This window comes from Paraburkholderia sp. GV068, assembly GCF_003058125.1.
GTDB classification, from domain to species: Bacteria; Pseudomonadota; Gammaproteobacteria; order Burkholderiales; family Burkholderiaceae; genus Paraburkholderia; species Paraburkholderia graminis.
This window is the reverse complement of sequence record NZ_QBUB01000002.1, coordinates 223003-241394: the sequence shown is the minus strand read 5'-3', so window position 1 is coordinate 241394 and position 18392 is coordinate 223003. Positions and strand designations below refer to the sequence as shown.

At 61.1% G+C, this 18392-nt stretch carries 16 protein-coding genes; 2 read left to right on the top strand and 14 right to left on the bottom strand.

Annotated features, from left to right (window positions below):
* Positions 1 to 2: 2 nt before the first annotated feature.
* The 3 genes from C8K18_RS06000 to C8K18_RS05990 all read right to left on the bottom strand — a co-directional run bounded on the left by C8K18_RS06000 (position 3) and on the right by C8K18_RS05990 (position 4886).
* Positions 3 to 2576, bottom strand: coding sequence for a response regulator (locus C8K18_RS06000; protein WP_107706941.1), 2574 nt, complete (start codon positions 2574 to 2576; stop codon positions 3 to 5).
* Between the two features lie 29 nt (positions 2577 to 2605).
* Positions 2606 to 3643: a 3-oxoacyl-[acyl-carrier-protein] synthase III C-terminal domain-containing protein gene (locus C8K18_RS05995; RefSeq protein WP_029966890.1), complete on the bottom strand. Its 1038-nt coding sequence runs from the start codon at positions 3641 to 3643 to the stop codon at positions 2606 to 2608.
* Between the two features lie 175 nt (positions 3644 to 3818).
* Positions 3819 to 4886 carry a porin gene (locus C8K18_RS05990; RefSeq protein ID WP_258196071.1) on the bottom strand — a complete coding sequence of 356 codons (1068 nt, stop codon included), beginning with the start codon at positions 4884 to 4886 and terminating at the stop codon, positions 3819 to 3821.
* A gap of 213 nt (positions 4887 to 5099) precedes the next feature.
* On the opposite strand from C8K18_RS05990, the gene C8K18_RS05985 reads away from it, so the two are divergent.
* Positions 5100 to 6479 (top strand): dipeptidase, encoded by a 1380-nt coding sequence (locus C8K18_RS05985; protein ID WP_258230477.1) that lies wholly within the window; start codon positions 5100 to 5102, stop codon positions 6477 to 6479.
* Between the two features lie 32 nt (positions 6480 to 6511).
* On the opposite strand, the gene C8K18_RS05980 is transcribed toward C8K18_RS05985, so the two are convergent.
* The 10 genes from C8K18_RS05980 to C8K18_RS05935 all read right to left on the bottom strand — a co-directional run bounded on the left by C8K18_RS05980 (position 6512) and on the right by C8K18_RS05935 (position 17011).
* Positions 6512 to 7660, bottom strand: a complete 1149-nt coding sequence (locus C8K18_RS05980) for a branched-chain amino acid ABC transporter substrate-binding protein (RefSeq protein WP_107706938.1) — start codon at positions 7658 to 7660, stop codon at positions 6512 to 6514.
* Positions 7661 to 7858: 198 nt separating this feature from the next.
* Positions 7859 to 8626: an ABC transporter ATP-binding protein gene (locus C8K18_RS05975; RefSeq protein ID WP_006049671.1), complete on the bottom strand. Its 768-nt coding sequence runs from the start codon at positions 8624 to 8626 to the stop codon at positions 7859 to 7861.
* On the bottom strand, positions 8623 to 9531 hold the full coding sequence (locus C8K18_RS05970) for an ABC transporter ATP-binding protein (protein ID WP_107706937.1): 909 nt from the start codon (positions 9529 to 9531) through the stop codon (positions 8623 to 8625). The genes C8K18_RS05975 and C8K18_RS05970 overlap by 4 nt, the downstream gene beginning before the upstream one ends.
* Before the next feature lies 1 nt (position 9532).
* The gene (gene nikC, locus C8K18_RS05965; protein WP_107707135.1) at positions 9533 to 10447 is read right to left on the bottom strand and encodes a nickel transporter permease; all 915 of its coding nucleotides are present in this window, start codon (positions 10445 to 10447) and stop codon (positions 9533 to 9535) included.
* 58 nt (positions 10448 to 10505) lie between these two features.
* Complete coding sequence (locus C8K18_RS05960; RefSeq protein WP_006049668.1) at positions 10506 to 11576, bottom strand: ABC transporter permease; 1071 nt, start codon at positions 11574 to 11576, stop codon at positions 10506 to 10508.
* 20 nt (positions 11577 to 11596) lie between these two features.
* Positions 11597 to 13204, bottom strand: coding sequence for an ABC transporter substrate-binding protein (locus C8K18_RS05955; protein ID WP_006049667.1), 1608 nt, complete (start codon positions 13202 to 13204; stop codon positions 11597 to 11599).
* Positions 13205 to 13257: 53 nt separating this feature from the next.
* A complete protein-coding gene (gene ddpX, locus C8K18_RS05950; protein WP_053859950.1) occupies positions 13258 to 13824 on the bottom strand; it encodes a D-alanyl-D-alanine dipeptidase in 567 nt (188 codons plus the stop codon).
* A gap of 5 nt (positions 13825 to 13829) precedes the next feature.
* Complete coding sequence (gene sapR / locus C8K18_RS05945; RefSeq protein WP_107706936.1) at positions 13830 to 14708, bottom strand: sap1 transcriptional regulator SapR; 879 nt, start codon at positions 14706 to 14708, stop codon at positions 13830 to 13832.
* Positions 14709 to 14845: 137 nt separating this feature from the next.
* Complete coding sequence (locus C8K18_RS05940; protein WP_107706935.1) at positions 14846 to 15724, bottom strand: alpha/beta fold hydrolase; 879 nt, start codon at positions 15722 to 15724, stop codon at positions 14846 to 14848.
* Between the two features lie 33 nt (positions 15725 to 15757).
* On the bottom strand, positions 15758 to 17011 hold the full coding sequence (locus tag C8K18_RS05935) for an MFS transporter (RefSeq protein WP_107706934.1): 1254 nt from the start codon (positions 17009 to 17011) through the stop codon (positions 15758 to 15760).
* Positions 17012 to 17083: 72 nt separating this feature from the next.
* Here C8K18_RS05935 and C8K18_RS05930 point away from each other — a divergent pair, with 72 nt between their 5' ends.
* The gene (locus C8K18_RS05930) at positions 17084 to 18007 is read left to right on the top strand and encodes a LysR family transcriptional regulator (RefSeq protein WP_258196067.1); all 924 of its coding nucleotides are present in this window, start codon (positions 17084 to 17086) and stop codon (positions 18005 to 18007) included.
* A 53-nt stretch (positions 18008 to 18060) separates the two neighbouring features.
* On the opposite strand, the gene C8K18_RS34030 is transcribed toward C8K18_RS05930, so the two are convergent.
* The gene (locus C8K18_RS34030) at positions 18061 to 18363 is read right to left on the bottom strand and encodes a VF_A0006 family four-cysteine protein (RefSeq protein ID WP_107707134.1); all 303 of its coding nucleotides are present in this window, start codon (positions 18361 to 18363) and stop codon (positions 18061 to 18063) included.
* Positions 18364 to 18392 lie beyond the last annotated feature (29 nt).

The window sequence follows — 18392 nt, the reverse complement described above, 5'->3', positions numbered from 1 at the left end:
CATTAGTCGCTCAATGTCTTGCGATGATTCTCAGGCGCCTTCGCCGAAGCAAAATATGTCTGCAACGCGGGCGCCGACCGGTCGCTTAACGAGCAGATTCGCGCGAGCCAGTCTGCCTCAGCAGGCCATTCGCCTTCCAGCACGCGCGGATAAATCTGGCGCACGAACTGATGCAGCGCTTTTGCGCCGATATTGCCACTGACGCCGAGCAGCACATGCAAGGCGTCGCGTGTCGCGTCGAAGTCGCGCGCGCTAACGCTCGCGGCGAGTTGCGCCACCGTCGAGCGAATCTGTTCGATGCCGTTGAGGAATGTCTGGTCAAGCAAGTCCAGCGCGACCAGTTCCTGAAGATGTTTCTCGTCGAGCAACGGACCTTCATGCAACGCGGCGAGCTTGCCCGCAGGCAACGTGTTCTCCGGCGACGACACCGTGTCTGCCGTCACATGATTCACTCGATGGCGTGCAAATTGCCGCGCCAGCGCTGCATATAGCGCGCCGATTTGCGCGGGCTTGGTCATCACTTCGTTCATGCCCGCGGCGAGACAGCTTTCTACCGCCTCGCGATCGGATTGACTGGTCAACGCGATGATCGGCACGCTCGCGTAGGCATCGGAGCGCGCGCGGATCAGCGCGGTGGTCTCCACGCCGCCCATGCCGGGCATGTTCATATCCATCACGATGGCGTCGATAACGACGCCTTGCTGCAAGCGCGCCAGCACGGCCGGTCCATGCTCGGCTTCGACGACCGTCGCGCCGAATCGCTCCAGATAGCCTTTCGCGACCAGTCTGCTGTAGGTGTCGTCGTCCGCGAGCAGAATCGTTCTGCCGACGAAGCCATCGAAGCGCTGCGTCCTGCCGTGCCGATGACCGTTCTCGAACAGCTTGTGCAAAACACCGATCAACTCGACCATGCTCGCCGACTTGCTGACGAATTCGTCCATGCCTGCGCGCCGCGCGAGAGATCGCGCCACGTTGCCCGGCTCCGCCGTATAAGCGACGACGATCGCATTGCAGTTCGGGTTGCGACGATCCGCGCGAATTCGTTCGGTCACCGTGTAGCCGTCAAGCGTCGGCATGTTGATGTCCATCAGCACCAGGTCCCACGGCTGGGACTCGCTGAGCGCGGCGAGCGCGGCCTCGCCGTCCGCTGCGTCGCCAGGCTTTGCGCCCACCTTCGACAGTGCCCGTTGAACGCGCGTGCGCTGGTCTGCATCGTTATCGACAACGAGAATACGTTTGCCGTCGAAAAACGGGGCGGCGCGATTAAAGATTTGCTGCTCGTGCTCGGCGACCTCGCTTTCGGAAACGCGCGGAAATTCGAGTGTGAACTGCGTGAACTGACCGACCTCGGAGCGGCAGCGTATCGTGCCGCCGAACGCGCGCATTGCGCGCTGACAGTAAGCGAGTCCGAGGCCCGTGCCTGCGGAATTGCCCGCTGTGCGAAACGGCTCGAAAAGATGCGGCAGGATTTCGGGCGCAATGCCGGGACCGGTGTCGTGCACGATTACTGTCTGCCGATCCACCGTCAGCGTGAGCGTGGCCAAAGGATGCGCCGCAATGTGATGCAGCGCATTCTTGATCAGGTTGAAAAGCGTAAACAGATAAACCGTTTCGTCGACCTTGAAGGTGAAATCTTCGAGCACCGCGAGTCTGACTCTCGCGCGTTCGTTCTGGTCGCCGAAGCCGTATTCGTCCAGCGCCTTGCGCGTTGCGGCCGCTGCGCTCAGATACGTGAACTGTTCCGGGCGGATGGCTTTCGCGCTGACTTCGTCAAGTGTCATCGCGATGATGCGCAAACCGCGCTCGATCGACAACTGGCCGTGTGCCAGGTGCCGATACAGCAGTGCAATCCGGCGCTGTGATGCGGCCAGCGGCGAGTCATGATCTATTGCCGCGGGCAAGACTTCTTCTACTCTATCGAGAACATGCTTGAGCTGGCTGAGAGGATTGCGCATTTCATGAGCGATCGACCCGGCAAGCGCGCGAAGCGCTCCGGTTCTCGCCTGTGCGACGATCCCCTTCAGATTGCTGTATGAGAAGGTGATGCCGGCGAAAATGCCAAACGTGAAAACCGGCAGATAGGTGTAGAGAAAGAGATGCGCGTCGACGTGGACGGCTTCCGGAATAACGATTCGCGCGCACAGAATAGCAGCGCCTATGCCGAGCGCCAGATTCAGTGACAACGCAACGAAAGACGGAAAGATGGCGATCAGAAAGAACACCATGCCCAGTTCCGCCATCGACCACAGCATCGAGTAATGACCGGACAGCAGGTAGTAAGTGAAGAAAAACGGTAGCGTGTACGCTACCGTTACGAAGTAAAACCACGGCAGGAGGCGCGCTGTCCTCGCGGGCCAGAAACGGCGCAGAAGCAGCAATGCGCAGCTCACGGTGCCGACAACCCGCATCAGCAGGTTCTCGTTCGGTTGAGGATCGATGAACGTCCACCACAACCAGTACACCGGATGTCCAACGGTGCCGATCAGCCCCACAGCCAATACGCTGTAATCGGAGACCTTTGCGGCATCGGACACGACCCGGTTGAGATAGCGGATGCCCCCTGAAATGGCTTTCATGTCGCTCTTTAACTTTTATTGAACCGGCCTCAGAACTTGAAGCTGCTGACGTTGAATGACATGCCGGCACTGCCAACCCAGCACAACACTCTGTCGCCGCGCTTCAGTTCTCCGCTGTCTTTTGCCATCGCTATCGCGGCGGGAATAGAGGCCGAAACGAGGTTTCCCGTTTCCGGATAGATGTGATACATCTTGTCCTCTATTCCGGCCTTTTCTCCGTAGCCGTGCCACGCTGCCTTCGAAGAAGCATGGGTAAAGACAATGTCGATGTCTTTCCTCGGAATCGGCAGTTTAGCGAGTACCGCGGACAGTTCGTCGGAATTCTTGTGAAGCTCGTGGCCGAACGATGTAAAACGCATGTCGCCGTTCTTGCCAATTCTTTCCGACGGATGGCAGAAGCCTTCATAGCCGGGAATCGGAATGGTGCACAGGTCCGATACCTGGGGCTTGCCCCGAAAGGCAAAATTGAAGTTCTCCGGCTCGTTGGCGACTAGCAGCGTGGCGGTGGCGGCCTCGCCGATCGTAAACGACGGCAGCGTGTATTCGATTTGCGCCTGGTTCTTCAACGCAAAATTCCCCGGGTAGAGTGGACCGCCTGCGAGCATATTGAATTCGGCATTCACGATCATAGCGTTTCTGTACTGACCGCACTTGAACAAACTGTCGATAATCGACATCGCTCGTGTCCAGCTCATGCAGGCGTCCACCACGTCGAAGCATTCCGCATTGATGAAGCCGAGCGTGCTCGCCATCATGTGGCTATTGCCCGGCTCGAGAAACCCTCTGCCGATGCCGACATAAATGAACAGCTCGATATGCTCCGGCCGCAAATAGGTTTCCGACAAAGCCTTGCGAGTGGCCATCGCGACGTGATCGATGGGCGATTCGTGGCTGTCGCACCAGCGCCGGTTGACGAGCCCGCTTCTGTCGAGCAGTGTCTTGATGGTGCGTATGCCTCTGTCGATGTCCCCGTCGTAGCCGGTGGAATGAAACCGGATCATGTCGGCGACTTCGTCATTGGTGACGATTCGGGAAGGCAGGCTGACCGCAACGTTCTTGATAAGCATAAACAATCCGTGAAAGAGGGTTTTTGGTGGATGGAGTCCCGTTCGCGCGTGGCGGCGGGCGCGGGTACTTCGGCGTCCGCCTCACGGCGCTCGTACATTAACGCGTCCACCGCGACTGGCGAAAATACCGTCGCCCTCGCTGGATCATTTAATCGGCCTCGCGGCCGATATCTGGCTAGAACCGCTCGATCATTCCCAATTGCACGCCGCGAACCGGCGCACCCGGATAGGCCGCGGGAAGGCCGGTGACGTTGACGCCGCGCAGGGTGAAGGTGGCGTCGTGGTGGTTGCGCAGCATTGCGCCGCTCGCGTAGAGCGTGAGTTTTGGCGAGAGATCGTATTCGCACGCCACGCTGAACTGGTCCGCGTCGTTGTCGCCGCCCGAGCGATCGCGTGCGTACGCATAGCCCAACGAAGCGCGCAGGCGCGGCGAGAACGCATAGCGCATCGAAAGCGAAAGGCCGTCGTCGTGATACCGCGGCGAACCGCCGTCGCCGTTGAAGAACGACGCATAGGCGGTCGCTGCGCCGAACTGGTAGGAGACACCACCGAGGTTCGCGCGCAAGGTCGTACCGCCATGCGTTTGCTGATGCGCGTAGGAAACGCGAAGCGGTCCGTTGCAGTACGCAAACGTTTCGTAGTCGCCGGATAGCCCGTTGCCGTTGCCGTTGCCATCGCCGCTGTCGCGCAGTGCGACCATGACTGTCGTCGTGAAGCCGTGAAAGTCGGGCGACAGATAGGCGATGCCGTTGTCGGTATAAGGCGTGATTTTGGACAGGTTATTCAACCCCGAGGCGATCGTCCCTGCGCCGAAGGCGTCGAGTTGTCCTTTGAACGGAATGTAGATCGGCGAGTACTGACGGCCCACACGCACTTCGCCCCACGGCGCGCCGATGCCGATCCACGCCTGGCGGTTGAAGATCGTGCTCGCGGTGGCCAACGTGCCGTCGGCCGAGCTGAAGCCGTTTTCCAGTTCGAACAGAAGGCGTGTGTCCGAGTCCAGTTGCTCCGCGCCGCGCAAGCCGATTCGCGAGCCGCGGTAAGCGCCCGAGTCGAGGCGCGGCGTCCATGATGAGCCGGGATTCGTGACTTCGATACTGGTGTCGATCGTGCCGTATAGCGTGATCGTGTTTTGCGCGAGAACATTCGGCGCTACGGAAAAGCATGAACTCGCGATGGAGAGAAAGAGCACCAGCCGCGCCGTGCGGTTGTTGCGTGAATGAAAGGGCTCGGTAAAGTGCATCGAATGTTTTTGATGGAATAGCGGATATACCGCGAAAATAAAGCGGAGGCTCTGCCGACGGAATCTTTGCATACGTCGCGTTTAACTGCATGCTGCCATCAGACCATCAATCGGATACTAATGACAATGCTGCCAACCGACGACGACTCTGTTTCACTTTCATCGATATGGGCCACCATCCGGGATGACTCCGCAATAGATCAAAACGGCTGCATGGTGCAAATCAAAGGCTGGATGATTTCACTAGACCCGACCGCAACCACCGTCGACTATTTCCTCCTCGCCGCGCAAGAACCTTGTTGCGGCGGCTGCGTGCCACGCGATCCTTTCACTTGCATTGAAGTCATTCCGCTCGAGCCGGTCGCGCTCGACGCAGGCCTAGTCACCATGCGTGGCCGTCTGATGCGACTCGTCGACGATCCTGCGGGCTGGCGTTATCGGCTCGAACTGGCCGAGCGCGTTGATGAAGCGGCGAGCGTCGCGCAGCCACCCTTATCGCGCATGACTCGGCGTGCATTCCTCGCGTCAACCACCGCGCTGGGGCTCGCGGCTTGCGCGCCTGGCCGCTTTGCCAGATACACCGATTCGCGCTCAGAACAGCAGCAATGGCAAGCATCCCCGGGCGCATTGACCATCGACATGCACAGTCATGCGGGCCATGTCATCGTCTCACGCGATCCGGCCATAGGCGACCATCGGCCATTGACGCCCGTCAGCGCCCCGATGCGCGCGGGCGGGATGAATGTGATCTGCCTCGCCATCGTCACCGATACCGTCGTCACGCACGTGTCCGCCGATCGCAAGCGTTTCGAGGCGTGGCGCGAGCCGCAGCCAGGCGAGCTATATCGACTCGGCCAAACGGAATTCGCCCGCGCGAAAGAACTGGTCGATCGCGAGCAACTCGTCATCGTGACGAATGCAAGCATGCTGGCGTCGACGGAAAAAGAAAGACCGCGCGTGATCATCGCCGCCGAGGGCGCGGACTTTCTGGAGGGGCAACTGGAGCGTATCGACGAGGCGTACTCGCGCCATCATCTACGTCACCTTCAATTGACGCATTACCGTGTGAACGAACTCGGCGACATTCAAACGGAGGCGCCTGTTCACGGCGGCTTGAGCGATTTCGGCGCGGATGTCGTGCGCCGCTGCAATGCGCTGGGTATTGTGGTGGACGTTGCGCACGGCACGTTCGATCTCGTGAAGCGCGCAGCTTCAGTCACGACGAAGCCGTTGGTGCTCTCGCACACGGCGCTCGCGGGACATCCGGGCGCGCGCAGCCGCCTGATCACAGCCGACCATGCGCGCGCTGTCGCGGACACGGGCGGCGTGATCGGCGTGTGGCCGAGTTCCGGCACGTTCCACGACATCGATGCGATGGCGCACGGCTTCAAGCGCATGGCGGATGTGGTGGGCGTCGAACACGTCGGCCTCGGCACCGACATGCTCGGCTTCATTGCGCCGCCGGTTTTCACGCGCTATGAACAACTGCCGGCGTTGGGCGCAGCATTGCTCGCCACCGGCTTCTCCCAAACAGAAACCGGACACCTACTAGGCGGCAACTATCGGCGCGTGTTCGAGGCGTCGTTGAGTTGACTCTCACTCTCACTCAACAACGCCCCCAACCCTCAAAGCCCACTAACCGTCTTCACCGTCACCCACTGTCCGTTCTTCACCTGATAAAGCGTGGAAGAACCGGTCTTCAGCGAGCCGTTCGCGTTGAACTCGATCTGCCCTGTGATGCCTTCGAAGTTGATGCTTTGCAGCTTCGCGCGGTAGTCGTCGGGCTTGGTCGAATTGGCTGCCTGCATCGCCTTGATCGCGGTCCACGCGGCGTCGTAGCCGAACGGCGCATACGAGAGCACGTCCTGGCCGAACTTCTGCTTGAAGCGCTCGGCGAACTTCGCGCCGACGGGCGTGCTGTCGAGCGGGCGCCCGTACTCCCATGCCATTGCGCCTTCCGACACGTTGCCCGCGAGCTTGATAAAGTCGACGTCCTTCACTCCGCCGCCGCCCACGTACTGCGCCTTGAGGCCGAGCTGGTTCATCTGCTTCATGATGCCGGCCGCTTGCGGATTGAGCGCGCCCACGAAAATCAGATCGGGGTTCTTGCTCTTGAGGTTCGTGAGCTGCGTCTTGAAGTCCGTCGCCTGATTCGTCGTGTATTCGCGATCGATGATGTCGCCGCCGTGCGCCTTCACTGCCTTCACGAACTCATCGGCTTCGCCTTGACCGAAGGCCGTGCGGTCGTCGATCACCGCGATGCGCTTGGCCTTCGTCGTCGTCACTGCATAGGCGCCTGCGGTGCCGGCGTTTTGCGCGTCGCTCGAAATCACCATGAAGACGTTCTTGTAGCCGCGGCTGCTGATCACCGGATTAGTGGCCGCCGGATCGATGACGGGCAAGCCCGCTTTCTCGTAGAGATCCGAAGCGGGAATGGTCGTGCCGGAATTGAAGTGCCCGACGACGACCGACACGCCTCCATCCACCAGCTTTTGCGCGACCTGCACGCCGACACGCGGGTCGGCCTGATCGTCTTCGGAGACGAGTTCGAACGAGACAGGCTGGCCGTTGATCTTGACGCCTTGCGCTTTCGCGTCGTCGAGCGCCATTTTGACGCCGTTCTGCAGGTCTTTGCCGTAACTGGCGTTGGGCCCGGTGAGCGGTGCCGCAAAGCCGATTTTGACGACCGTATCCGCGCGAGAGGCGAGCGGTGCGACGGCGAGCAGTGCCGCAACTGCAACTGCGATAGGGGTGAAAGTCTTAGCAAAACGCATGTCTTCTCCTTTTTGTCGGCAAGCATGAGGTCACTGCTATGGCGTCCGCGAACGGCCGCCAGGAAGACTGATAACGCTCCGTCTTTAACTTTCTCGACGGTCCCTGTCCGCATTACGGCACAGCAGGGCAACACGAAGCAATCGGGACAAATACTCCTGCTGCGCGCGAGCGCGAGCCGGCTGCTTCGACGCGATCTTTCATAAAGACGCGTCCACGCCCAATGCTTCGACAGCCTTGCGCTGATAACCGCCGGTCGCGAGCAACAGCGTGCGCGAGTACTCGCTCTCGACCTGCTGCGCGCGAATCTTCTCGATCGGAAGCTCTTCAACGATCTCTCCATTGCGCATGATCGCCACGCGCGAGCACAGAAAGCCGACTACCGCCAGGTTGTGGCTGACGAGAATCATCGTGAGATTCCGCTCGCGATGCAGGCGCTTGAGGAGGTTGAGGATTTCGGCTTGCACGGAGACGTCGAGCGCGGAAGTCGGTTCATCGAGAAGCAACACGCGCGGCTCGACAATCAACGCGCGCGCGATCGCAACGCGCTGTCGCTGCCCGCCCGACAATTGATGCGGATAGCGAAAACGATACGACGGATCGAGGCCGACTTCACGCAGCGCATTCACAATGCGCGCTTCCTCGCCGCCGATTCCGTTTATGTTGAGCGGTTCGCGCAGCGTCTGATCGACGGTGAAGCGCGGATGCAGCGAGCCATAAGGGTCCTGAAAGACCATCTGCACATGACGCCCGCGCATGTCGCGATCCGCGCCGGCGATATGCACGGACCCTTCGGCAGCCGGCGCGAGTCCGCTCAGCGCACGAAGAATAGTCGACTTGCCGGAGCCTGATTCACCGACGAGACCGAAGACTTCACCGGCCTCGACATGAAAGCTCGCACCGCGTACCGCATCGAAGAGTCCGGCAGCCGTCTTGAAGCGCACGGTCAGTGCATCGACGCGAATCATAGCGGCGCTCCTTGCTGCTGGCCGATGTCGCTGACGTCGCCGATCTCGCTGAGCCACGCGGCGTCGCGCGAGAGCACGGGCAATTCGGCGGGTGGGTCGACAAGCGGCGGATTCGCCGCAAGCAGCCCGCGGGTATAAGGATGCTGCGCGTGGATCAGATCGCGTGCGGCGCACGTTTCGACGACACGTCCCGCGTACATCACGACCACGCGGTCGCAGAACGACATCACGAGCGGCAGGTCGTGACTGATGAAGATGAGGCCAGTCTGATGCTTTTCGATCAGCTCATCGAGCACGGCCAGCACTTGCATCGAGACGAGTACATCGAGTGCGCTCGTCGGCTCGTCGGCGATCAGCAGACGCGGGCCTGTTGAAACCATCATCGCGATCATCACGCGTTGCCCCATGCCGCCCGATAGTTCATGCGGATAAGAGCGGGCGACGCGTTCAGGATTGCGGATATGCACGGACTCGAGCGCCGCAATGACTCTTGCGCGCATTGCACGGCGGCCAAGCTTCGGCTCGTGCAGCGCGAACGCTTCGCGCATCTGCTGCTCGACGGTCATGACCGGGTTGAGCGAATACTTCGGGTCCTGCAGCACCATGCCCATTTGTGAGCCGCAGAAACGGCGGCGTTTGTCCGTCGGCATGGTCAGCATGTCGTGTCCGTCGAAGCGCAGCCGTTTGGCCGTGCAATGCGCGGCGGGCGGCAACAAGCCGAGCAGCGCGCGGCCCGTGAGCGATTTTCCAGAACCCGATTCGCCGACGATGCCGAGTCGCTCGCCCTTCTTCAACGTCAACGACAAACCCCGCACCGCTTCATTCAGCGTGCCGTCGTGCGCGCGAAAGGCAATGCGCAGATCGTCGATTTCGCACAGCGGTGCATCCGCTTCGTCGTTGCGCATGTCAGTCTCCGTGACGCGGATCGAACACGTCGCGCAATCCGTCGCCGAGCAGGTTAAATGCAAGGCTCACGAGCAGGATCGCGAAACCCGGGAGCGTCGCGACCCACCACGAATCGAGCAGCACGTTGCGGCCGGAAGCGACCATGAAGCCCCATTCGGGACTCGGCGGTTGCGCGCCGAGCCCGAGGAAACCGAGACCCGCGACAGTGAGAATGATGCCCGCCATGTCGAGCGTGGCGCGCACGATCACGGACGACATGCACAGCGGCATCACATAGCGCAGCAGGATGCGCAGATTCGACGCGCCTTGCAGACGCGCGATCTGGATGAAGTCGGCCTGCACGAGCCTCAACGTCTCGGCGCGCGCGAGACGCGCATACGCGGGCCACGCGGTGATGGAGATCGCGATCACCGCATTGATCACGCCGGGCCCGAGCGCCGCAGCGAACGCGAGCGCGAGCACGATCTTCGGAAACGCCAGCGCGATATCGGTGATGCGCATCAGCACGTTATCGACCCAGCCGCCGAAGAAGCCCGCGGTTGTTCCGATCATCAGGCCGATCGGCACCACGACGACGACCACGAGGATCGCTATCGACAGCGTCAGGCGCGAGCCATAAATGATGCGCGAGAGAATATCGCGCCCAAGCTGATCGGTGCCGAGCCAATGCGATGCCGAGCCCGGTGGCAGCAAGCGGTCGGAGAGCACCTGGCGCAACGGATCATGTGGCGCGATCCACGGTCCGATGATCGCGACGATCACGAGCACCATCAGAATCGCAAAGCCGAACACGGATAGAGGATTACCCGCAAAACGCCGCCAGCGTCGATAGGCGAGGCCCAACGCGGCCTGCTTGCGCGACGCGGGTGTGTCGGTGAGCAGCCATTGCTTCCACGAAAGGCGCGGCGCACTCATCGGCCAGTCCTGCGTCGAATGTTCGAGAGGAGGACGCACGTAAGTAGTCTCCTTTGCATCAGCGGGCGCGCGGATCGAACACGCGATAGAGCGCGTCGGTGAGCAGATTCAACGCGATGAAAGTAGCGCCTATCACGAGCGTGCTGCCGAGTACGGCATTCATGTCGGCATTGAGCAGCGCGCCCGTCAGATACGAGCCGATGCCGGGCCACGCGAACACGATCTCGGTGAGCACCGAACCTTCGAGCAGGAAGCTATACGAAAGCGCGATCACCGTGAGCAGCGGCACCGCGATATTGCCGAATGCATGCACCCACACGACGCGCCGTTCGGGCACGCCCTTCGCGCGCGCCGTCGTGATGTACTCCTGGTTCAACTGATCGAGCATGAACGAGCGCGTCATTCGACTCAGATACGCAACGGAGTAATAACCGAGTATCGCGGCAGGCAACGCGACGTGTGAGACCGCGTTGAAGAACACGTCCCATTCGCCGGCCATCAGCGAATCGACGAGCAGGCTGCCTGTGCGCGAGTCGACCATGCCGTCGAACACCGGGTCGAGTCTGCCAGGACCCGACACCCAATGCAGCTTCGCGTAGAACAGCAACAGTCCCATCAGGCCGAGCCAGAATACAGGCACGGAACTGCCGATCAGCCCCACGAAGCGCGCAACGTGATCGATCCAGCGGTTATGCCGCGTCGCCGCCACGACGCCGAGCGGCACGCCGACCAATACGCCGACGATGGTCGCGAGCGTCGCCAGTTCGAGCGTCGCGGGAAAGACGCGGCGGATGTCGTCGAGCACGGGCTTGGCCGTCAGCAGCGACATGCCGAGGTCGCCATGCAACACCGCATTCACGTAGATCAGGAATTGCTCGGCAAGCGGCTTGTCGAGACCCAACTGGATACGCGCGGCCGCATAGGCGGCCGCCGACGCGCGATCGCCGAGTATCGCGAGCACAGGGTCGATCGGCACCTTGCGGCCAATCACGAACGTCACGGCAAGCAGGCCCGTAAACGTGATGGCGAGCGTGAGCGCCCAGCGCAGCACGCGCAGTGTCCAACGCACGCTTGCGCGGCGCGCGGACACGGCGCGAATGCGGTCGATAGGAGTCAGGGTTGTCGACATGATCCAGCGCCGCCAGGCGATTACTGCTTCTTCACGTGCAGATACGAAACCAGGTCGTTGATCGGCCCCACTTCGAGCCCTGACACGCCTGGGCGCATCGCGACCTGCGATACCTGCTGGAACATGATGACGAACGGCGAATGCGCGAGCATGTCCTTTTGCATCGTCTGATAAAGCTGTGCGCGTTTTGTGGTGGACGACTCGGCAAGCGCGGCGTTGGTCTGTTTCGTCAGATCGGGAATGTCCCACGAATTACGCCATGCGAGCATCTTGTACGAGGACTTGTCGGAGTTGTCCGGATTCCATGCGTAGCCCTGCGCATTGCTGTGCGGGTCGATATAGTCGGCGGACCATTCGCCGATATAAATGTCATGCTGACGCGCGCGATACTTCGCGAGCGTCTGCTTGTTATCGCCAGGAATGATCTCGACTTTGATTCCGCCTTGAGCCAGATTGGCTTGCACTGCCTGTGCAATTTCGTTGTACGGATAGGCGCTGCGCACATCCATCGTGACGCTAAAGCCGTTCGGCAAGCCCGCTTTGGCGAGCAGTGCCTTCGCCTTTGCAACGTCCTGGTGATAGGGGTTGCTATTGAGTGCGCCGAGAAAGCCTTCCGGCAAGAACGTTTGATGCACTTTATAAGTCGTCTTCACGACGTTCGTCTGAATGCCGTTGTAATCGATCAGCCATTTCATTGCTTCCTGTACTTCCGGCTTCGCAAGATTCGGATTCTTCACGTTCAGACCGAGATAGAGCAGTGTCGCTTGCGGCACGGCCATCACATGCGCCTTGTTGGATTTCGTCAATGCCGCGAGATCGTCGGGACTCAGATTGCGCGCGACGTCAGCATCGCCATTTTCCAGCAGCAGGCGCTGGCTCGACGCTTCGGGAACGTGACGAAGCACGATGCGCTTCATCGCGAGCGGCATGCGGTAATCGTCGTATTTCTGCAGAATGATGCTGTCGTTGGCGGTCCATTTGACGAGCTTGTATGCGCCCGATCCCGCCTCGTTCGTGCGCAGCCATTCGTTGCCGAAGTCATTGCCTTTCTGATGCGACATCAGCAGCTTTTTATCGAGCACCGATGCGGGCCACGCGCCGAGAACATTGAGTACGAAGGTGGGCGCGTATTTCTGATCGGTCGTGATGCTGACTGTCGAGTCGTCGATCTTTTGGACTTTCTGCAGCGCATTGTCTTTGGTGAGGCCGATGCCTTGCAGCACGGCGGCAGCGCCTTTATCCAGCAGCACGCAGCGCTGGATCGACCACGCGACATCATCGGCCGTGAGCGGATTGCCCGAATGGAACTTGAGGCCGGAACGAATCTTGAAAGTGAACGTGAGTCCGTCGGGGCTCACGCTCCACGATTGCGCGACATCGCCGTTAAATTTCGACGGGTCTTTCAGATCGACTCGCACAAGACGGTCATAGGTATTCGCAACGTATTCCTCGGGCACAAGTTCATAGACTTCGCCGGGATCGAGTGTCGAGAACTCGTCGAGCGTCGTGGCCATGACAAGCATGTCTTTCGGCGTCGCCGCGAGCGCGCTGCCTGTCATCGTGACGGAAAATGTCAGCGCGGATACCACCGCGACTGCTGCCAGCGCATTGCGCAAAACCAGATTCATACTCGCTCCGTATCTAAAGGAAGAGAACCTGCAAATGGACAGCCGGAAACCAATCACATCAACTTCAATGGGCCGCTTTCGCTGTTGTCGATGACCGGCAGCGCGCGCGAGCCAGGCAATTCGTAATGCCACCATTCGCTTGCGATGTGCGTAAAGCCGGCTGCGTGCATGATGCCGAGCAGCAGCAGCCGATTGCGCTGCACGTGTTGCGGCAGGCCGTGGTGAAAGTGTTCCGAGGCTTTCACCATTTCATCGAAACCGGTGCCCATGTCGAGCGGTTCGCCATTGCCGTCTATCAGCGTGAGATCGATAGCCGTGCCCCGGCTATGGTTGGAGCCGCGGCCGAGTTCCGCGATGTAAGTCGGATCGGGCAGAAAGTCCCACAGTACTTTTTGCGCTTGAGGCGGACGGTACGCGTCGAAGATGAGCAAGCTCATGCCTATGCTCTCCGCGAGTTCGACGGCTTTACGCAATGCGGCTTCGGCCGGTTCCAGCAGCAGGCAATGCGCTTCGCGGTAAATCGGCTTGCCGGTGAAGTTGCGCGGCGTCGCGTAAACGAGGTCGATGTCCACACGATGCGTGTCGTGCGTAATGTGTATCAGGCGATGTTTGTCGGTCATGGTGGTCAGAATTCGAACTGATCGAGTTCGCGTTGCAGTTCGCGGTTACGCGCAACACGCTCGTCGATGGCAGGGCCGAGGTGCTCGACAATCGAGCTCAGCAAGAGATTGAACAGACACGTGAGCGGCGCAAGGGAATCCCAGAACTGGCCGACATCCGTCTTCACTTGCAACAGATCGCAATTGAAGTCGCGCGCCCACGGGCAATAGAGATCGGTGACGAGCGCAAACGCGATGTTGCGCTGCGCCGCGGCTTCGCAATAACGGCGTGCGATGCGCGAATAGGCGCGCGTGTCCGTCACAATCAGATAGGGCGAAGCGAATTCGGAGTTCAATGAATCCACATAGGAACCCGACATGCCGTCGGAATAGAACACACGCGGGCGCAGATATTCGAGGTAGCTGAAGAACGCGTTCGATATGCCGCGAGTCGATTGAATGCCGACGATATAGACCGCGTCCGCCGTCGCAACATGTTGAGCGACGCGGCCAAATGCTTCGCTTTCTGCGAGCTGATAGACGTAGCGCACGGCATCGACTTCAAGATCGAGCGACCGTGCGAGTGCCGCATGCTGCCGGCTCATGCCCTCCGAGTGTTCGTCGTGGCGCTCGTTGCGATACTCGTCGAGCCGGTCGGTAATAAACCACGGACGCGTTTGCGCGCCGCGCAACTCGCGCTTCAGGTCATCCAGATTGCGATAGCCGACGCTGCGCAGAAAGCGTCCAACGGAAATGCCGCTCGTTCCCGTTTGCTGCGCGATCTGATCGGCCGTCTCAAGGCCGAGCCGATCGAGATTCGCCAGCATATAGGTGGCAATGCGCTTGGCTGTCGGCGTGAGCGTGGTGAAGCTCTCCTGGACCGTATCGGTAAACGCAGTGCGCATCGCGGGCTATTCGTTATTTACCTGTCATGAAAGCGTGCTGTGGTAGCTATCTGACAAGGACAATAAAGCCGGCGCTACATTAATTTTTTAATCGAAAGCCGCGGGGTGATAGTCGTTGATGCGCGATGCATACTGTCTCACGGTGCCCACACCCGCCGCATGAAATTGAGCGTCAACGCAGCGATGTCGTCGCTCGCTTCTTCCAGCGCGAAGTGGCCGGCATCGAGCACATGCACTTCGGCATCCGGAACGTCGCGCTGGTACGCGTGTGCGCCATGCACGGTGAACGACGGATCATACTTTCCCCAGGTCACGAGCGTTGGCGGCCGATGCTCACGCAACCACGCTTGCCAGCGCGGATACGATTCGAGGTTCGTGCGGTAATCGTAGAAGAGGTCGGTCTGAATGGCGGCCTGTCCAGGGCGCGCAAGAAACTGTTCTTCGTCGCGCCAGTTGTCCGGGTCGTAGCGCTGTGCGTTCGGGCTCGTGCCCACGTGCCGCAGCTTCAACGCATCCGGCGAGGCGAGATTGGCCCGCAAGCTCGCTTCGTGTTGCGCGCGGTCTTTCCAGAATGCCTTGCGCGTTTCCCACAGCGGTCCGAGTCCTTCTTCATGCGCAACGGCATTCTGAATCACGATGCCCTTCACTTTGTCCGGGCGGGCCATCGCAAGCCGGAATCCCACCGGGCCGCCATAGTCGGCCATGAACAGCACGTAGCGATCGAGCTTCAACGCATCGGTGAACTGTTCAATGGATCGCGCGATGTTGTCGAACGTATACGCGTAGCTTTCGGGCGATGGAGCCTCGCTATTGCCGAAGCCCGGATAGTCCGGCGCGATAACGCGAAACTCCGGCGCGAGAAACGGCATGAGTGGTTCGTACATCCGCGAAGACGATGGAAAGCCATGCAGCAGTAGAAGGGTCGGCGCGTCCTTCGGCCCTGCCTCGCGATAGAAAATGTCGACGCCGTCGACGTTCACCGTCGAATAGGTGGAAGTAGAACGGGTTGCATCCATGATCGGTTTGTCCTCAAGTGGAAAGGTGCGATATCAAGGGCGTGGCTCGGCACCAGAAGGCGCCGTGCGCGACGTGCGCGCCGGCGCCGCCGTCTGCACGACATGCAGTACGTTTGCGGCGAGCGCAAATGCCGCGGCGGCCATGCACACACCCATCCAGTGGCCGAACGCCCATGCGGGCCCCGCGAGCAGCGCACCGATTGCGCTGCCGACGAAAAAGAGTCCGGTGAAAAGGCCGTTCACGCGGCCGCGTGCCTGCGGGTTGAGCAGGTTGACCGCGCGGCGCCCCATCGCCTGATCGCCGATCACGCCGAGATCGAGCAGCAGCGCCGCGAGCACGAGCAGCGCGAGCGAAGCCGCCGGCGGCAGGCCGCTGCTTCCGCCGAGCAGCGCGATGCAGCTTGCCAATACGACGATCGAGTGGAACGTGATGGTCGCTTGCCGGTCGAGGCCACGGTCGCCAAGACGTCCCGCGACCGGCGCGATGATCGTGCTGCCCGCGCCGGCCAGCGCGAACAGACCCACCCCGACATGGCCGAGCCGCAGCGGCGCGCTCGCGAGCTTCAAAGCCACGCTGGTCCAGAACAGGTTGAACGACACCATCAACAGACCTTGGTACAGCGCGCGCCGCCGCAGCACCGGTTCGTCTCGGATCAGATGCAGCAGCGAGCCGATCAGCGCGGCATACGAGCTTTGATGAACGGGACGCCGATCGGGCACATGCGTCCACAGCCATGCCGACATGGCGGCAAGCGCGGCGGCGTCGATCGCGTAGTAGCTGCGCCAGCCGAACGCGCCGGCGATCAGGCTCGCCGCCGGCCGCGACAACAGCACGCCGAGCATCAGGCCGCTCATCACGTCGCCGACGACGCGGCCGCGATCGGCCTCCGGCGCTTGCGATGCGACGACGGGGACGAGCATCTGTATCGCACTCGACGTCAGCCCGACGAAAAACGACGCCGCCAGGAAGGCCACCGGCTCGCGAGCGGCGGCGAGAACGGCGAGCGCCAACACTTGCGCGCCGAGCGTCGCGATGATGAGCGGCCGGTTCGGCAACAGGTCGACGAGCGGCACGAGAAGCAGCAGGCCGGCGGCGTAGCCGGTGAGCGTCAGCATCGTCACCATGTTGGCCCACGCGCCGAGTCCGACAGACGTGGCGAGATCGTTGACGAGCGCTTGCGACGCGTACAAACCGAGTACCGCAATGCCGACGGCAATCGCATAAGGGCGCGTCGCGATGGATGCGGGCGTCGCAACGGCGGCAGGACTCTGATCGGTCGATGGCATACGCAGGTGGCTCCGCGAGAACGATGCTTCGTATGCTACTCGCGCTTATCTGATAGATAATCGGGGCGGAAAATGACTCTTTCTCCCGAAAAAATGGATAATGGATCGCTGCGCGACCTCGAGGTTTTTGTCGCGATTGCCGAGGAAGGCAACCTGACTGCAGCCGCGCGACGGCTCGACCGATCGTTGCAGGCGGTCAGCCGCTCGCTGCAAGTGCTCGAGCGCGAGGCAGGGACGCTGCTCGTCGCGCGCACCACGCGCCAGTGCCGGCTCACCACGGCGGGCGAGCAGTTCTACACGCGCATCAAGCAGGTGCTTGCCGATCTGGCGATGGCGCGCGCCGAACTGGCCGAGCACGCAACTACGGTGTCGGGGCGTCTGCGTATCTGCGGTCCGACGCTCTTCGGTCCGCGCTATATCGCGCCGCTGGTGGCGGCGTTTCTCGCGCGCTATCCGCGACTTACGGCGTCGCTCGATCTGTCCGAGGAGTACGACGATCCGGCGACGAGCGGCGCCGACGTCACCATCCGTATCGGCGAGACGCCTGACTCGAATCTGATTGCGCGGCGGCTCGGCACCATCCGCCGGGTGACGTTCGCGTCGCCCGCTTATCTCGAGGCGCGCGGGCGTCCGCTGCGGCCGACTGATTTGAAGCAGCATGATTGCGTGATCCGCTCGTCATTACCGGAAGCCTCGCTGTGGCGCTATCGCAGCAAACGCGGAGTGGAGGAGTCGGTGCAGGTGCGCGGGCGCTTCGAAAGCAACAGCACGGCGGCGATCAACGATGCCGTTGCGAGCGGTCTCGGCATTGGCCGCGCCGCGTACTGGCAGATTGGCGAACTGGTGCAGCAGCGTCGCGTGGAACTGATCCTGACCGACTATGAACTGTCGCCGCTGCCGTTGCAGGCGCTATGGTTACCTACGCGGCGCCTGCCCGCGCGCACGCGGCTATTCGTGGAGTTTCTGGCGTCGCGGCTCGAGAGCGTCGCGCTTTAGATCGGCGGGTTGATTAGAGCAAGCGCGGTTGCGCAACGTGAGTCCCCATCGCGTCACATAGGATTCTGCCGACGGCACGCGTGCAAGATTTCGTTGACTGCAAACGCGCCTCGCACGCTCTGCACATTCTGCAAGACACACACGTGATAGGCCCTTTCACGCGGCAACAGCAGTGCCCCGTTTTTGTAGAGCGCGATGCACGAATTGGTAATGGCGCGCGCCGCGTAATTGCTCTGGCTATTCGCGAGCGAATTCAGAATGCATTGGTCGTACTCGGGATTCCCGCCTCTGAATGCGAAAGCCGACAGCGGCGCGGCGAGCGCTGCTGAAACAAGCACAAAAACGAGTCTGAGCATGAGTGCGGAAAGCTCGCTGAGATGACGGC

Excerpts from the sequence above, each read along its gene's own strand:
- C8K18_RS05970 (WP_107706937.1), bottom strand. The coding sequence starts at position 9,531 with ATGCGCAACGACGAAGCGGATGCACCGCTGTGCGAAATCGACGATCTG.
- C8K18_RS05985 (WP_258230477.1), top strand. The coding sequence starts at position 5,100 with ATGGTGCAAATCAAAGGCTGGATGATTTCACTAGACCCGACCGCAACC.
- sapR (WP_107706936.1), bottom strand. The coding sequence starts at position 14,708 with ATGCGCACTGCGTTTACCGATACGGTCCAGGAGAGCTTCACCACGCTC.
- C8K18_RS05990 (WP_258196071.1), bottom strand. The coding sequence starts at position 4,886 with ATGCACTTTACCGAGCCCTTTCATTCACGCAACAACCGCACGGCGCGG.
- C8K18_RS06000 (WP_107706941.1), bottom strand. The coding sequence starts at position 2,576 with ATGAAAGCCATTTCAGGGGGCATCCGCTATCTCAACCGGGTCGTGTCC.
- C8K18_RS05955 (WP_006049667.1), bottom strand. The coding sequence starts at position 13,204 with ATGAATCTGGTTTTGCGCAATGCGCTGGCAGCAGTCGCGGTGGTATCC.
- C8K18_RS05935 (WP_107706934.1), bottom strand. The coding sequence starts at position 17,011 with ATGCCATCGACCGATCAGAGTCCTGCCGCCGTTGCGACGCCCGCATCC.
- C8K18_RS05930 (WP_258196067.1), top strand. The coding sequence starts at position 17,084 with ATGACTCTTTCTCCCGAAAAAATGGATAATGGATCGCTGCGCGACCTC.
- C8K18_RS05940 (WP_107706935.1), bottom strand. The coding sequence starts at position 15,724 with ATGGATGCAACCCGTTCTACTTCCACCTATTCGACGGTGAACGTCGAC.
- C8K18_RS05975 (WP_006049671.1), bottom strand. The coding sequence starts at position 8,626 with ATGATTCGCGTCGATGCACTGACCGTGCGCTTCAAGACGGCTGCCGGA.
- C8K18_RS05995 (WP_029966890.1), bottom strand. The coding sequence starts at position 3,643 with ATGCTTATCAAGAACGTTGCGGTCAGCCTGCCTTCCCGAATCGTCACC.
- C8K18_RS34030 (WP_107707134.1), bottom strand. The coding sequence starts at position 18,363 with ATGCTCAGACTCGTTTTTGTGCTTGTTTCAGCAGCGCTCGCCGCGCCG.
- C8K18_RS05980 (WP_107706938.1), bottom strand. The coding sequence starts at position 7,660 with ATGCGTTTTGCTAAGACTTTCACCCCTATCGCAGTTGCAGTTGCGGCA.
- nikC (WP_107707135.1), bottom strand. The coding sequence starts at position 10,447 with ATGAGTGCGCCGCGCCTTTCGTGGAAGCAATGGCTGCTCACCGACACA.
- ddpX (WP_053859950.1), bottom strand. The coding sequence starts at position 13,824 with ATGACCGACAAACATCGCCTGATACACATTACGCACGACACGCATCGT.
- C8K18_RS05960 (WP_006049668.1), bottom strand. The coding sequence starts at position 11,576 with ATGTCGACAACCCTGACTCCTATCGACCGCATTCGCGCCGTGTCCGCG.